The sequence below is a fragment of the Acinetobacter sp. QJM3NY_42 genome (assembly GCF_056173745.1).
On the sequence record NZ_CM149689.1, the window covers coordinates 1,398,219 to 1,413,866 of the forward strand.

Annotated in this window: 13 protein-coding genes and 1 pseudogene; 2 read left to right on the top strand and 12 right to left on the bottom strand. The window is 37.3% G+C overall.

The features are described 5' to 3' along the window. Window positions 1–43 precede the first annotated feature (43 nt). The 4 genes and pseudogenes from AC0VYT_RS06565 to AC0VYT_RS06580 form a co-directional block, all read right to left on the bottom strand. Window positions 44–493 (bottom strand): MaoC family dehydratase, encoded by a 450-nt coding sequence (locus AC0VYT_RS06565; RefSeq protein WP_005014387.1) that lies wholly within the window; start codon window positions 491–493, stop codon window positions 44–46. After that, a pseudogene (locus AC0VYT_RS06570) lies at window positions 493–2,350 on the bottom strand (ABC transporter ATP-binding protein). The gene AC0VYT_RS06565 and the pseudogene AC0VYT_RS06570 overlap by 1 nt, the downstream one beginning before the upstream one ends. Window positions 2,351–2,652: 302 nt before the next feature. Continuing rightward, window positions 2,653–3,588, bottom strand: coding sequence for a sensor domain-containing diguanylate cyclase (locus AC0VYT_RS06575; protein ID WP_005404097.1), 936 nt, complete (start codon window positions 3,586–3,588; stop codon window positions 2,653–2,655). 18 nt (window positions 3,589–3,606) lie between these two features. Beyond that, on the bottom strand, window positions 3,607–3,858 hold the full coding sequence (locus AC0VYT_RS06580) for a hypothetical protein (protein ID WP_005405005.1): 252 nt from the start codon (window positions 3,856–3,858) through the stop codon (window positions 3,607–3,609). Between the two features lie 450 nt (window positions 3,859–4,308). Here AC0VYT_RS06580 and AC0VYT_RS06585 point away from each other — a divergent pair, with 450 nt between their 5' ends. Next, window positions 4,309–4,731 carry a DUF6438 domain-containing protein gene (locus AC0VYT_RS06585; protein ID WP_005405006.1) on the top strand — a complete coding sequence of 141 codons (423 nt, stop codon included), beginning with the start codon at window positions 4,309–4,311 and terminating at the stop codon, window positions 4,729–4,731. Window positions 4,732–4,944: 213 nt separating this feature from the next. Here AC0VYT_RS06585 and AC0VYT_RS06590 read toward each other — a convergent pair whose 3' ends face one another. From AC0VYT_RS06590 to AC0VYT_RS06625, 8 genes are all read right to left on the bottom strand, one after another. Next, entirely contained in the window at window positions 4,945–6,516 is a 1,572-nt protein-coding gene (locus tag AC0VYT_RS06590; RefSeq protein WP_005404095.1) for a sensor domain-containing diguanylate cyclase, read from the bottom strand. Between the two features lie 243 nt (window positions 6,517–6,759). Continuing rightward, window positions 6,760–7,704 (bottom strand): sensor domain-containing diguanylate cyclase, encoded by a 945-nt coding sequence (locus tag AC0VYT_RS06595; protein WP_005014374.1) that lies wholly within the window; start codon window positions 7,702–7,704, stop codon window positions 6,760–6,762. Window positions 7,705–8,595: 891 nt separating this feature from the next. Continuing rightward, a complete protein-coding gene (locus AC0VYT_RS06600) occupies window positions 8,596–9,882 on the bottom strand; it encodes a mechanosensitive ion channel family protein (RefSeq protein WP_005014370.1) in 1,287 nt (428 codons plus the stop codon). Between the two features lie 101 nt (window positions 9,883–9,983). Next, entirely contained in the window at window positions 9,984–10,520 is a 537-nt protein-coding gene (locus tag AC0VYT_RS06605) for a DUF2058 domain-containing protein (RefSeq protein ID WP_005014367.1), read from the bottom strand. 6 nt (window positions 10,521–10,526) lie between these two features. Next, window positions 10,527–11,213 carry a YoaK family protein gene (locus AC0VYT_RS06610; RefSeq protein ID WP_005014364.1) on the bottom strand — a complete coding sequence of 229 codons (687 nt, stop codon included), beginning with the start codon at window positions 11,211–11,213 and terminating at the stop codon, window positions 10,527–10,529. Window positions 11,214–11,247: 34 nt separating this feature from the next. Next, the gene (gene sstT, locus AC0VYT_RS06615; protein ID WP_005014362.1) at window positions 11,248–12,441 is read right to left on the bottom strand and encodes a serine/threonine transporter SstT; all 1,194 of its coding nucleotides are present in this window, start codon (window positions 12,439–12,441) and stop codon (window positions 11,248–11,250) included. Between the two features lie 191 nt (window positions 12,442–12,632). Continuing rightward, window positions 12,633–14,375, bottom strand: a complete 1,743-nt coding sequence (locus AC0VYT_RS06620) for a SulP family inorganic anion transporter (RefSeq protein ID WP_005014358.1) — start codon at window positions 14,373–14,375, stop codon at window positions 12,633–12,635. Between the two features lie 120 nt (window positions 14,376–14,495). Next, the gene (locus AC0VYT_RS06625; protein ID WP_005014356.1) at window positions 14,496–14,804 is read right to left on the bottom strand and encodes an ArsR/SmtB family transcription factor; all 309 of its coding nucleotides are present in this window, start codon (window positions 14,802–14,804) and stop codon (window positions 14,496–14,498) included. A 300-nt stretch (window positions 14,805–15,104) separates the two neighbouring features. Here AC0VYT_RS06625 and AC0VYT_RS06630 point away from each other — a divergent pair, with 300 nt between their 5' ends. Further along, complete coding sequence (locus tag AC0VYT_RS06630; RefSeq protein WP_005014349.1) at window positions 15,105–15,596, top strand: Dps family protein; 492 nt, start codon at window positions 15,105–15,107, stop codon at window positions 15,594–15,596. Window positions 15,597–15,648: the final 52 nt, after the last annotated feature.

Consider the following 15,648-nt stretch of genomic DNA (forward strand, 5'->3'; position numbering starts at 1 on the left):
AATTAAACTTTAAACTAGAAGAATTGTTGGACAAATCAGTTGCTTAATTTTCAATTGCTGCTTTTTTAAATACTACTATTTTTGTAGTAGAGATTAATAGGAGATCCTGAAATTGGTTATAAGCCTGAGTGACATAAGTAACAATACCCCGATCATTTTTAGTTCTGGATGGAGTGATTGCTGTAATTTCGACTTCAACATGAATGCGATCTCCCGGCCTGGTAGGCTTGGGCCAACGTAAACTGGTTTCGGTACCAATTAAACCGCCTGCTACCGGAAAGCACTCTGTCCATAAACGCATGGTAATTGCAGAGGTGTGCCAGCCACTTGCGGCCAGACCTTGAAAAACAGGATGCCGGCTTGCTTGCTCTTCATCCAGATGAAAAACCTGTGGATCATATTGAGTGGCAAATTTTTTGATTTCTTCAGCAGTCATTTCATATTCACGGCTGATAAAACGATCACCAATGTGTAAATCTTCCAGATAAAGCATTATTCTGTGTCCTCAACTTTCTTTGGTATTTGCTGTTCAACTAAAAAGCCACCAGTTTGACGTTGCCATAGTTGAGCATAAATACCATTTTGCTGAATCAGTTGCTCATGAGTACCCTGTTCAGCGATCCGGCCCTGATCCAGTACAATTAAACGGTCCATCTGGGCGATGGTCGAAAGCCTGTGAGCAATTGCAATGACTGTTTTGCCAGTCATAAGAGCGTCTAGACTTGACTGAATGGCAGCTTCGACTTCAGAATCCAGTGCACTGGTAGCTTCATCTAAAATCAGAATAGGTGCATCTTTTAAGAATACGCGGGCAATTGCAATACGTTGACGCTGTCCACCTGAGAAGCTTGACACCACGTTCACCCACCTGCGCATCATAGCCCCGACGCCCCCCCAGATCAGTTAACTGAGGAATAAAGGTTTCTGCCTGAGCTTTACGTACAGCTTCATACATTTCCTCATCAGTTGCATCTGGCCGACCATATTTAATATTTTCTGATACGCTACGGTGTAGTAGAGAAGTATCCTGAGTAACCAAAGCAATATTAGCGCGCAGGCTGTCCTGAGTTACATTTTGGATATCTTGGCCATCTATTAAAATACGGCCATTTTGAATGGTATAAAACCGTAGCAACAATTGAATAAGGGTTGACTTACCTGCGCCAGAACGGCCAACAATCCCGATTTTTTCACCTGGCCGAATGGTAAGATTCAACTGATCAATTACATTTTTTTCATTATAAGCAAAAGATACATTATCAAAACGAATTTCACCCGCAGTTACTTTTAATGGCTTGGCATTTTTTTTATCCTGTATTTCTACCGGTCTGCTTAAGGTTCCCATTCCATCCTGAATTGTTCCGATATTCTCAAAAAGGGCAGAAATTTGCCACATGATAAAGAATGCCATACTGTTAAGCTTCATAATCATAGCTGTGGTTGCGGCAACCACTCCAAGACCGGCTTTACCTTCTACCCATAGATGAATGGCTGTTCCCAATACACCTAGAAAAAGTACAGCACTCAGCATATTTACACTGATTTCAAATTTAGCTCCAAGACGCATTTGCCGATATACTGTCACCATAAATTCCATCATGGACTCTTTGGCATAACGACTTTCACGGCCGGCGTGTGCAAATAGCTTGACAGTCTGAATATTGGTATAGGCATCTGTAACACGTCCAGTCATGACAGCACGGGCATCAGCTTGCTGTTTTGACACTTTACCCAAGCGTGGAATAAAGTAGTAAGCTGCGATCATGAACAGAAGTAACCAGACGAGTAGGGGTATCATTAGAACAGGTGAAATACCTATAAACACAATACTGATCGTAGTGAAATAGACCACTACGTAGGCCATCATGTCGCCTAAAATAACCCAAAATTCTCGTACTGCTAACGCTGTCTGCATGACCTTGGCAGATAAGCGCCCGGCAAAATCATTATGGAAAAAATCGAGACTTTGCTGTAAAAGAAAATTGTGAAAACGCCAGCGCAGACGCATTGGGAAATTGCTATATAAAATCTGATGCTTAACAATAGACTGCATACTGGCAAAGAAGATGTTGGCAAACAGAAAGCTGGCCAGAATCAGCAGATTGGTTTCATGATTTACATAAAAAGTATCAGGTTGGCTTGTACCTAGCCAGTCAACCAGTTGTCCTATTTTCGAATAGAGTAAAGCCTCAAAGCTTGCGGCGCCCGCAGTTACAAGGACTAATAAAAAAATATAAGGACGCAAGCCTTTGGTCGCCTGCCAGATAAATGGAAAAAACCTTCTTGGTAATGGTTCGTAAAGACCTTCAGTGGGATAGGCATCGACACGCTTTTCGAACCACTTCAACATTATTTTTTCCTCTGAATACAATATATTAACTAATATAAGTTTAATTCAATTTATAGGAGAGATAGAGATTGATCAATCATTAATTTAGCCATATTCCGCCACATAATAATATTCAAAATATGAGTTTTTTAGCCGTACTACACTTAATTTTACGCCATATAAGAGAAAAGATAATGGCGTAAATTGTGAATTCAACAGGAAAAACAGATATGAAAAAATTATTAGCTAGCGGTAGACTTGAAAAGCTGGTGCGATTTTGAAAGATAAAAAAATCTGCTTGTAACTTTACCGGATTAATAAAATCAGGACTTGCTGAGCCGCTTATGTGTATACATCTGTTGATCTGCTTCTCTGATAGCAGCTGATAGACCAAAAGTCGGATGACGCATAGCCAGCCCGATTGAAGCACTAATCTTTGCCTTTTCAAAGGCCTGTGTAATGCGATTAACCAATGATTCAGCACCTGAATAATCATTTTCAATACTTAGTATGGTGAACTCGTCACCTCCTAAGCGGGCTAGAATATCATTATTACGTACATTATCACGCAATACGACAGCTGTCTTGCGAATTAACTCATCACCAGCCTCATGACCCAGATGATCATTAACAGTTTTAAGATTGTTGAGGTCTATCATAACCACAGCAGCAGGGTGACCTAACTGCTTGCAACGTTCTTCTTCTGCATTTATTAATTTATCCCAAGCCCGCCGGTTATATAAACCAGTCAAACCATCACTCATTGCTTCTACTTCAAGACGCTCACGTTGTCTAACCTGTTCAATTTCACGCAGTTCAGCCTGTAGAATCCGGCTTAAAAGCTCTCCAAAGACTTCGATCAGTTTTGCTTCTTGAACCAGTTCAGGCGCTTGCGGGTGAGGGTCAATCGCACAGAGTGTGCCAAATAAATGACCATCTTCACTTACTAAGGGCTGTCCAATATAAGCCTGAATCTCTACCTGTTTCCTGATAGGGGCGTTTAGATATAAGGGTATATCATCAGAACGTGGTGCAATTCTTGGTGCATTACCTGTGACCATATGTGAACAGAAAGAATCTGCCCAGCGAAAAACTTGTCCAGGTTGAACATTATAGCCATGATCTTCACTCTGCAGCACGATCCAGTCATCGCCTTCAACCCGTGTAATCATCCATAGATTAAAACCGAACCGGTCATGAAGATAACGTAAAACAGCCTGGCCTGCTTCCTCAAAGTTTTTCGAATATGAAATACCCATATAACCAGCCTTTATATCTCAAGATTTAACTTCTATAACCTTAATAGGGCGACCTTGACCAATTTTCAAGATTCCACTGCCACTGTTAAAATGAATCGATGTGTTTCCATTTTCCAGTCGTATACCATTTTTTGTTTTAACCCGCTTAAGATAATAAACAATGCCTCTCTGATCAGTAAGTTCCGCAGTTTCGAAATTATTTGTGGTTTTGAGAATGATTACTATATTATCAGGATCTATGAATTTGAGTACCTGTTCTTCTTCATTCATATTTATAACCTGCTTAGATGTCATCTGGGTAGCTACTATTTGATTTGGAGAGATTTGAACAGCATAGGATCTACTCCATATATAACTTAATAAAAGTAATGCTATAATAACATTTATATATCTCATGCTTTTATTCTCTCAATAATATAAAATTTAATAAAAGATATACAAAAATTCTAGATACTAAAAAGCATAAAATTTAATATTTGTCTGTGAAGACTACTTTTTTGGTAAACAGATTTCAACAAAATATATAATGAAGCACTATTAAACTTTAAATAAAAACTATTAATCTAAAGATATTTATTCCTTTTTTATGTTAGATAATAAAAAAATACAGAATAAAATATAAATATGTATATAATAATATTTTTATATTTTAAAAATAAAATGATGAATAAATTCTTTCTTCTGTCTACTGTATTTTTCTGCTTAACAGGGTGCGCTTCTGTGTCTTATCCAGATCAGAATAGGATTTTAGAAGAAACAATTAGTTATTCTACGTCACGTTGTTTTGGTGCCTGTCCGGTGTATTCTGTAACAATTCAGCCTAGTGGAGCTGTACATTTTAACGGGGACCGGTTTACAAAAATTATCGGAGAGCAAAATATCATTGTTTCCCCTGGGATCTATAAAAAGCTTTCTAGTCAATTAAGCAGATATAAGCCCGTACCAGGAAAAGTAGAAAATAATTATAATTGTGTAAATAAAGCTACTGATCATCAAACGGTCAGTTTTGTATGGACGGATAAAAGTGGAGTAGAAACAAAGTTAGACTATTATATGGGATGTATGAATTCATCTGATAAAAGTTTTAATCAATTTATCGAACAATTACCTGAAATGCTTGGAATTAATGTTTTAATACGTTAAACATAAAAACAATCTAACTTTATAAAAAATTAATCTTTTATATAGGTCCCATTTATATAAAAGATTAATAAATATATATTTTTATAAGTAGTGTTTTATAAATTTTAGGTTTATACACTTTAATATTAACGATATCTCTAAAATAAAAAAATTTTATTTTCAAGTTTTATGGGGCAGTAAAACTGTTTATAAAAAATAGCCTAAGCATAGTTTCTAATAATAGACCTGGTTGCGACCTGCAATTTTAGCCTGATAAAGTTTTGCATCAGCTATTTCAAAAACTCTTGCTACTTCTCTCGAAGTTTCTGGCCAGAATGCGATACCAATAGAAATTGTTATCGGGCCGATACCATCGTTTAAGGTATTTTCCATTTTCTTTCTTAAACGTTCAGCACTTTTGTATGCGTTTTCTATATCAGCTTGAGGCATAAGCACAACAAATTCTTCACCACCATAACGACAGCATAAATCATTTTTCCTGAAGTTATTTAAAATATGTTGAGCCACTTGCTTTAAAATTCTGTCACCTTGAGCATGACCATAAGAATCATTAATCTTTTTAAAATAATCAATATCTATCAGTAAAACTGCAAAGTGAGTCTGGGTACGAGTCATTTCCTCAATAAAGATTTCTAGTCCTCTGCGATTAAAAAGGCCAGTAAGTGGGTCAGAATTAATATGAAAATTCATTTCATCAATTTTATGAGTAAACTTTTCTACACTGGAAAGAAGGGAAAATTTGAATTTTTGCACTTCGTAGTACCATGGTTTGATCGCCTTAATTTTCACTTCAGTTTCTGGCTGATTTAAAGAGCTGGCAATTTTGGCGAGGTCATGAAGAGGAGAGGCTATAAAGGTAGAGGCCTTCCATACCAGATAAAAGATCAGGAGATAAAAAAGAAAAATTCCTCCGGACACTCTGGAAATAATTGATTTCGCGCGTTTAAGTAATTCATCTGTAGGCTGTTGTGAGACTACAATCCAGTTAGTGGTGGGAATATGCGCGAAACCGACCAGATTCTTTACTCCCATACTGTTTACTAATTGAATTTTACCGTTCTTCTTTTTATTCATATAAGTCAACCCTGTATTCCCGGTTACAGTTTGACCTATTCTTTTCATATCAGGGTGAAATATAATTTTATTATTCTGGTCTAATACATACATATAACTATTTCTATAACTGTATTGAATGGTCAGTAGCTCATTGATGATATTTTTTTCTTTCAGATAAATTGCTGCACCTACATAGCCTTTGTAGACATGGTTATGGTCAAAGATAGGCTGAGAGATAAAAACAATTAAATTATTTTTAACTGAGTAATATGGAGGAGAAACATAGGGTTGCTTACTTTTTAAAGATTCTTGTGTTCCTAGTGACATTTGAACCTGTTGTTTGCTCAGGTTCAGATAATCAGGAGTATATTCAACGATAATTCCTTTAGAGTTACATATAACTACAGTATTGAAGTGATGTGATTGTCTCCTAAGACGATCAACTTCTGATGCTCTTACAGTTTCGTTGTTAAAAGACTTTCCTATAACTTCAGCACTATATTTGAGCTCATCCAAAGCTGTCTGAAATTGCCCATCTGTGTTTAAAGCAATTTTAGAAGCATATTCATAATTAATTGAAAGTGAGTTTTCTATTAATTCCTGCTTGAGAATGCTATAGCTTATAAGGAGAGAAATAACAAATAAGGCGGAAACCGCTAAAATAGTTAAAATTAAAATTAATTTCCTTAAATTAAGCTTAAAGTAATTTTTTAAATTATAAGTGAGCATAGATGAGCTGACATTAAGGTAGAGTACATCTCTCATACTACTGTATTTAATATTACTAAATATTTATTCTTTGTTTCTATAAGTTAGACCATAGGCAGGCAGGATCAAAACAGTTCTCATAAATTTTATTATATTGCCAACACATATATAAGAGCATAATTTATTTAGTTAGGCTGTAGTATAGTTAAGTTATTAAATGAAATCTGGCTATAAATTTTTTAATTAAACCAGATACTTATGTTTTTAAGTTTTAGTTTTACCTGACCGTTTATGCTCAAACATATTTTTATCTGCTGCGATTGCTGCTTTGTTAAGACCATGATGAGGTCGCCGCGAAGCAACTCCAATAGCGGCATCTATTCCGGCTTCTTTAAAAGCCTCCTGAATACGGTGAAATAAAGCTAAAGCACCTTCTTGATCATTTTCTATACTTAAAATACCAAATTCGTCTCCACCCAAGCGAGCCACAATATCTTTACGCCTTACACTGGCACGAAGTACAGAAGCTGTTTTCTGAATTAATTCATCGCCGGAAGTATGCCCCAGACTGTCATTAACAATTTTTAAATTATTGAGATCAACAATAAGAATTGAAGCAGGGTGTCCATGCCGTTTACAACGGTCTTCTTCGGCAGTGACCAAATTATTCCAGGCTCTACGATTATATAGCTCAGTCAAGCTATCTCTTAATGCTTCAGCTTCAAGTCTCTCATGCTGTCGAATTTTCTCGTTTTCACGTAGCTCAGTTTGTAAGATATAACTTAATAACTGTGCAAAAAGCTCAATCATTTCAGCATATTGTAAAATTGATTCTGGTTGTGGTTGTGGGTCAACTGCGCATAATGTACCGAACAGGCTGCCATCTTCATTAAGCAGGGGCTGACCAATATAAGCTTCTATATTGACCTGCTTGTTTATAGGTGCATTAGCATACAGAGGAATATCTCTAGAGCGAGGTACAATTCTGGGTACTGTTTCCGTCACCATCTGCGAGCATAGCGTATCGGTCCAGTTCAGGACTTGGCCTTGCTTGACATTATATCCATGATCTTCACACTGTAAGATGATCCAGTTTTTACCTTCTACTCGGGTAATCATCCACAGGTTAAAACCAAGATGGGCATGCAAGTAGTGCAGGACAGCTTGCCCAGCCTCTTCAAAACTTTTGTAATTAAATCCATTTATCATATATTTTATTTACCTGATTAATAGCTTCTGTTCAAAATGAATAGCTAGAGCTTACTTACTTTCAAAGTTGAACTTATTCTTGCAGAAAACTATTTTTCTTAAACTTTAGTCTTTTAAAAGCTTATATCCTTAAGAGAAAATTATGCTATCAGCCCTTATCATACAAGAAGCTTTTCAGTAAAAATTCATTTTTAATTTTAAGAGAAGGATTAATTATATTAAATAGATGATCATGAAATATAAAATTTATAAGAATACAAGAGGTTAATTGTGTTTAAAATCCATTTAAATAAAAAAATATTTTATTATTTTGTATATATATTAAATTAAATCATACAAAATTAGTCAGATTTTATTAAAGAGAAGGTAAAAATTGTGAGGATAAGATTAGTTGCACTTTTCTTATTATTTGTTGGTGGATTATTCTATTATGCTTATAAATCTCAGCATGAACATGTACTTAAAAGAAGAGCGAATATTATGTCTACAGCACCTTTCCATACTTCTCCAGACCGTATTTATTCAGGAAAAAACTTTAAATTTACTAAAATTGATCAAAATGGACAGATCATTTTTAAGAGAAAAGAAGAATGAGCTCAATGGCGGTATGTATTTTAATCATTGTATTTTCTGAATTAACTCTATAATTTTATATAGGTAAAATAGGGCTGTATATTAATTGAGCTTTATAAATATTAGTATTATAAAATTTTCTTTAGTATTTCATCTGGTGTTTAAATTTTTAATATTAATAAGTGTCGTTTAAATAATGCATAAGCCAACGCCTGAGATAGTAAAATAGAATGAACTTCTCACAATACTATAATTTAAAAAATAAGTACTTATATAACAGGCTTCGTTGTAAAAGCCTGTTATACAGTGTGTAAAAAATCAGGAATGTTCAATAACTTCTGCATTAGACAAGACTTTCCAGTCTTGCCCAGAAGGGGCTTGATAAACCTGTAGTCCAAATTCTCCAATAATGGCAATCAGGTGGTCAAAAATATCTGACTGAATGGCTTCATAATCTACCCATGAAGTTGTATTACTAAATGCATAAATCTCAAGGGGAAGTCCTTCACTGGTAGGTTGTAATTGACGCACCATAATTGTCTGATGCTGAGCAATACCTGGATGCTGTTTTAAATAAAACTCTATATAAGCACGAAATGTACCTAAGTTTGTCAAGCGACGCTGATTATAAATAGCCTGATTGCCAAGCTGCTGGTTAAATTTTTGAATTTCACTTTCTTTAATATTCAAATACTGGTCAAGAAGCAAAAAGTCCTTTAGTTTTTGCTGCTCTTCATTCGTCATAAAATGTACTGTGCTTTGGTCAATATAGATAGCGCGTTTGATACGTCTTACCCCGGCATTGCTCATACCACGCCAGTTTTTAAAAGTATCAGTAATCAGTTTATTGGTGGGAATGGTTGTAAAGGTCTTGTCAAAATTTTGTACTGTGACCGTATGTAAAGACATATCAATGACATCGCCATCCGCATTTAATGACGGCATTTCAATCCAGTCTCCGATACGTACCATATCATAAGAAGAAATTTGTACACTGGCCACCAGCGAAAGAATAGTATTTTGAAAAACCAGCATCAGCACAGTCGCCATAGCACCAAAGCCTGCTAGCAGGGTAAACACATCTTTCTTCAGGAAAGTACCTAAAATCATTAAAGCACAGACGATATACAGCATTAATTTAACCAGCTGCAAATATCCTTTGATAGGCTTATTTTTTGATTTTGGATTACGCTGATAAATTAGGTTAAAAATATTAAGAAGTTCACTCAGAGCCAGCGCTAATGTAAGGAAAATAAAAGCCTGTGCTCCCATTTGTACAAAAGTTACAAGCTTGAGTGAAAGATGTGGAACTGTAGTGATGCCGTTCATAATGACGATAGCCGGAACAATATTAGCTATACGACGAATTACACTATGTTCAGCGAAAATACTGCTATTGGTAAACTTCATCTTGCTGATGAGTTTACGTAGGCCTCTAACTACGACCTGTTTGGCGATAAAGTTAGCCAAAGCGGCTAGCAGAATAAGAATGCCTAATGATGTCAACATCTCTAGCCAAGGAAACTGATCTGACCAGTCCTGAATATTTTGTATAAAAGCCAGCTGTTCCAAGCCGTTTACCCCTACAATTATGATTAATTCCATGATTGTAAAAGTTTATTGCTTGAAACAGGCTATAAACAACTTTTTATATACGTTTTATTAGCAAATTGAAACTTTATAGCATTACCTCAGGGAGAGGTGTTTTACCACATTAAATCATCAGGAATAACATATGCTGCATATGGGTCTTCTTCATCAGTTGATTGATCATTGGCCTGCATACTATTATGTAAAATAAACCCTGCCATGCGCGCATCAATTTTTTCTGCCAAGGCTTTTGGTAAATAGGCATAGCTGCCATTATCTCGTGCAATCATTAAACTGCCTGAAACCAGTGCATTATAAACCTGTTGTGAGATATAGACTTTTTTGATTTTGCCTTCATCGATAAACTGATAAGTGATATCGCCGTCAGTTTCCTTGATCTTATGATGAGAGATCATTTGGACAATATTGGCTTTTAAAGTTTTTTCTTCAAGCTGACGCTGTTTTTCCTGATTTAGGGCCTGATCTTTAGCTAACTTTTCCTGTTTTTCATGCTCAATTTTTGCCTTGAGTGCAGCCTCGTCACTTTGACCGGTACGCTGTTCATGCTGTGCCTGTTTGCTCAGCTTTTTTGCTTTTTTATTATCTACCAAGCCGGCTTTTAAAAGTTGGGCCTGTAGTGCATTTTTAACCATGTTTGATTACTCCCAGCTTGAATGCTGTGTAGACTTATGACGAAAGTATATAGACCAGTAGATGATGCTGAGCGATAAACTCAAAACTGCCGGTACGAGAAATGACTGTAATTTTAGATAAGGATAAATCAGACTGGCAACAATACCACCGATTAAAAAGCCGAAGAGAATAAGTAAATGAAGAATAATACGACGCTTTCCAACGCTCAGGCCACGTAGGCAATAACCTAGCGCCAGCCCAAGATCAGTTAATACCCCTGATAAGTGGGTAGTGCGAATGATTGTACCTTTATAATGGCTAACCATTGCATTTTGCACGCCCATTGCAACACAGGCCCACAATAAAGCATATCGTGGGAAATAGGGTAACAATATCCAGCACAGGAAAATGAATAGCGCAACCAGACTAAGTGGCAAACCATAACGGCGTCCAAGCTGAAAGTGACTATTTCCAAGAATCAGGCCACTATAAAATGAACCGGTAACATAGCAAAGGACCACCAGTATCAGGTACAGAACACTAGAGGGTTCCCAATTAATCAGGCTCATGGCCAGCATACTAATATTACCGGTCATATGTGAGACAGACTGATGCAAGACAGTCACCAGTCCAAGTACATTAATCATGCCCGCATTGATTGCCAGTAAAAAAGCACCTATTTGAATCCATGCAGGCAGTTTTTGAAAAGGCATCGCTACACTCGCGAATTATTGTCCTTTCAATAGATTAACGCATTCCACGGTCAACAGCAGCAGTAAATAGTACATCAGTTGATGAATTTAATGCAGTTTCAGTCGAGTCCTGAAGCACACTGATCACCATTCCGATTGCAACCACCTGCATAGCAATTTCAGATGAAATACCGAACAGGCCGCAGGCCACAGGAATCAGTAGCAATGAACCGCCAGCAACCCCAGAAGCTCCACAGGCCGATACCGTAGCAACCACGGAAAGGATTAACATGGTTGAAAGGCTGACCGGTATGCCTAAAGTATGTACAGTCGCGAGTGTTAGCACAGTAATGGTGACCGCCGCACCTGCCATATTGATAGTAGCACCCAAGGGAATAGATACACTGGCAGTTGCTTCATTTACACCCAAACGTCGTGCCAAGTCGAGGTTAACCGGAATATTGGCAGCGGAACTACGGGTAAAGAAAGCAGTAATGGCACTTTCGCGTAAACATGTTAAGACTAGCGGATAAGGGTTACTGCGGGTAACAACTGCAACCAGCAAAGGATTAATGATAAGAGCAACAAAAAGCATGGTGCCAAGCAGCACTGCTAAAAGCTGTGCATAACTTTCCAGAGTTTTTAAGCCAGCATCAGCGAAAGTTGCAGCAACCAAACCGAATATACCCAATGGAGCAAAGCGGATTACAATTGCGATCACTTTACTGATAGCATTGGAAACATCAGTCAGTACCACACGTGAAGTCTCAGACGCGTGGCGAAACGCTAGCCCCAATATGACAGACCACGCTAAAATTCCAATAAAGTTCGCTTCACTCAGCGCCACAACTGGATTGGCAATAAAGCTCAATAACAGGTTTTTCAGTATTTCTCCCAATCCCCCTGGAGCTTGTACTTCGAGCTGACTTGGCACATCCAGGAACAATGTACTTGGAAACATTAGACTGGCAAAGACAGCACTAAATGCAGCTAGAAGCATACCAACCATATACATCATTAGAATAGGTTTGATATGTGCAGTCTGACCCAGTTTGAAATTGGCAATGGAAGCCATAACTAAAACAAAAACAAGAATCGGGGCAACTGACTTAAGTGCCTTAATAAAAAGATCACCCAGTAAGCTGAGATAGGGAGCTGCTTGAGGAAAAAGCCAGGTTACCAGCATGCCCAGAATAATGGCAATGACAATTTGAGTAACCAGGCTTAAGCGAAATAAGTATGAGAACATAGGAAAGCCTTATGAGACCTATAAGGGCCAAAAGTACAAGCCGGCTATTTTATACATAAAATACATAAAGCTTGAAATTAATTTTTACTGACCCGTCCATGGTCTTTCGAATGATATAAATATAATAAAAGCTAAATACTTTTATCACATTTGAATATCCATAGATCACTTGCATTATTAATATTTAAATTTTAATGGGGCATTTCAGGCTGAAAAAGCTCTGGTGCCAAGTTCTGCATTGCCTGAAAGTGAGAGAAAAAAACCTGACCATTTAAATGCTGCAATAAGGGGGAGTCTTTAAGCTTATCCATAACAGGGCCTTTGATTTCTGAAAAATGCAGCTGAATATGAAGTTTAGCGAGCTCTGCATTTATTTCCTCAAGCATTTCCAGTGCACTTAAGTCGATAGCGCTAATGCTTGAGCAGTTAATAATGACATGCTCAAGCTGGGCATTTTTACTTACTTCAGTAATGATATAGCCTTTTAAGGTATTCGCATTTAAAAAGCTCAAGTTTTCATCAATACGGATCGAAAAGATTTTGGGGCTGGTTATAACCTGATACCGTGAAATATTACGGAAATGTTGTGTTCCTTTAACCAACCCAATCACTGCAATATGAGGACGGCTAATTCGCCAAAGCATTAAAATAAATGTAGAGATAATTCCGATTATCAGACCGGTAGAGATATCAATGCAAATAACACTGAAAAATGTAATCCACATTGCGATGCCATCTGCCTTAGAATAACGCCAAGTTTCAAGAAATGGTTTAAATTCAACCAGCTTCCAGATAGAAACAATAATGGTTGCAGCCAGGATAGCCAGCGGTAAATCTCGCAGGAACCCGGTAAAATACATACTAACCACAATAATAAACAGTGAAGAGAGTACGCCAGCCATTGGAGTGCGTGCACCAGCATCGGCATTTACAACTGTACGTGACAAACTTCCTGTTACGGGAAAGGCAGAGGTGACTCCGGCACTAATATTCGCCAAGCCAAGTGCAATAAGTTCCTGATTACTGTTCAGGTTACTACGCTGCTGCAATGCAGTGGCCTGTGCAATTGAAAGAGACTCTACAAAGCTGATCATTGCAATAAGAGCAGCACCAGGAAGCAAATCAATTACCATTTGCATGTTCCAGTGTGGTAGAGCAATAGGGGGGAAACTTGAAGGAATTTCTCCTACAGTTTTAATGCCTGCCTGCTGCAAGTTCAGAAAATACATCAGTCCAATCGAAACTATAACCAGAATGAGGGGTAAGGCACGAATCAGAAAAATCAGTGAACTTGCTCTGGTCTTTATAAAGGCTGAATTTAAAAAGGTAGGAATATATACCAGAAATAATATAGCAGTGATTCCAAGCGCCAGAGTAGCAAAGTTGCTATAACGTACATACTGCCAAAAAGATACCAAGAATTCTGAAACATTATTGGTTTGTAAGGGGATATCAAACAGAAATTTAAATTGGCTTAAGGCAATAAGCAGAGCTGAAGCAATAATAAAACTTTTTATAACCGGATGACTAATCAGCTGAATGAGAAAACCAAAACGGAATATACCTAAAAGTAAAGAAATAAAGCCGGTGAGTAGCGCTAGCAGACAAGCTGCTTCAACATAAACTGGCGAACCTACTTCGTATAGCGGGGCAAGGGTGCCAAAGACCATCATGGAGATAATAGCAACTGGACCAATTGAAAGGGTTGGACTGCCACCGACCATGGCATAAATAATCATGGGCAGGATACTGGCGTATAACCCCATTACAGGAGGCAGACCGGCGACCATAGCATAGGCCATACCTTGTGGTACCAGCATTGCAATAACGATTAATGCTGCCAGTAAATCTGATCTAAATTTTGGTCCGTTATATCTACTCAGCCATTGCCATGCCGGAAAAAGAGAGGGTATAGATAAACGACGCATAGCCATATAACAGCCTAAATCACATTTTTTCATATATTATGCATAAAAAGTGATAAAAAGTCGCTGCCTTTAAAAGTACTACTTAATAAACTGCTATTAATTTACTGAATATATAGAATTTTATTATTATTTTGGACAATAGAGGTCATAAAGTGTATGTAAAACTTGGATTAGTTTCTGATCTTTAATTGAATAAAAAATCTGCTTTCCCTGACGCCGTGTGATAACTACATTACTCTTACGTAACATCATCAGCTGTTGAGATAAGGTAGGCTGAGTAATTTGAGTTTTTTCCTCAATTTGAGAAACGTTTAATTCTTCTTGAGCTAAATGGCACAAGATTAATAGGCGATCTGTATTGGCCAGCGATTTTAGTATACTCACGACGGTGTCAGCAGAATCGCGCATGACATCGATTTGGAGAGCAGGTTGCATAATCAAATCCGTTAAATTGAGTGCGCCATAGTATAAATGTACTAAGAGAAAATAAAGATTAATTAAGAAGAATAATTCATGGCTTTTGATGAAGAAGTTAATCAGTAAAACTGATACATGGTATATATAAATCCAAGTTTTTAATTTGAAAAATATACTTTTTCTTTTTTAAAATCAATTCAGCGTGTAAAAATAAACATATTAATAAATCTTTTTACTTAAGAATGCTACTACCTCATAAGCTGCTCAGGTATAACAAATATGGTAAACCATTCAAAAAGCTATAATCTGGAGTAAAAAATGGCTAAGAACCAGACTAATGAAATTGAAATTAATATCGGGATTTCCACTGAAGGCCGCAAGAAAATTGTTGAGGGATTATCCCGTCTTTTAGCAGATAGCTATACTCTATATCTGATGACGCACAACTTTCATTGGAATGTTACGGGCCCAATGTTCAGTAGTCTGCATGCAATGTTTATGGAGCAGTATACAGAACAGTGGAATGCACTTGATATTATTGCTGAACGTATTCGTGCCCTTGGATTTCCTGCGCCCGGCACCTATAAACAGTTTAATGACCTAGCTACAATTAAAGAAGTAGAGGGTGTGCCTACTGCTGAGGAAATGATCCGTTATCTGGTCAATGCTCAAGAGGCAACTGCACGCACTGCACGTGAACTTTTTCCTGTCGTAGACGAAGTAAATGACCAGCCAACTGCTGATGTATTAACCCAGCGTATTGATGTGCATGAAAAAACTGCCTGGATGCTGCGTAGCCTGCTACAGTAAAAAAGCTTTTTAGAGCCAAACCCGCTCTATTTTGAGCAGGTTTGGTTCTGGC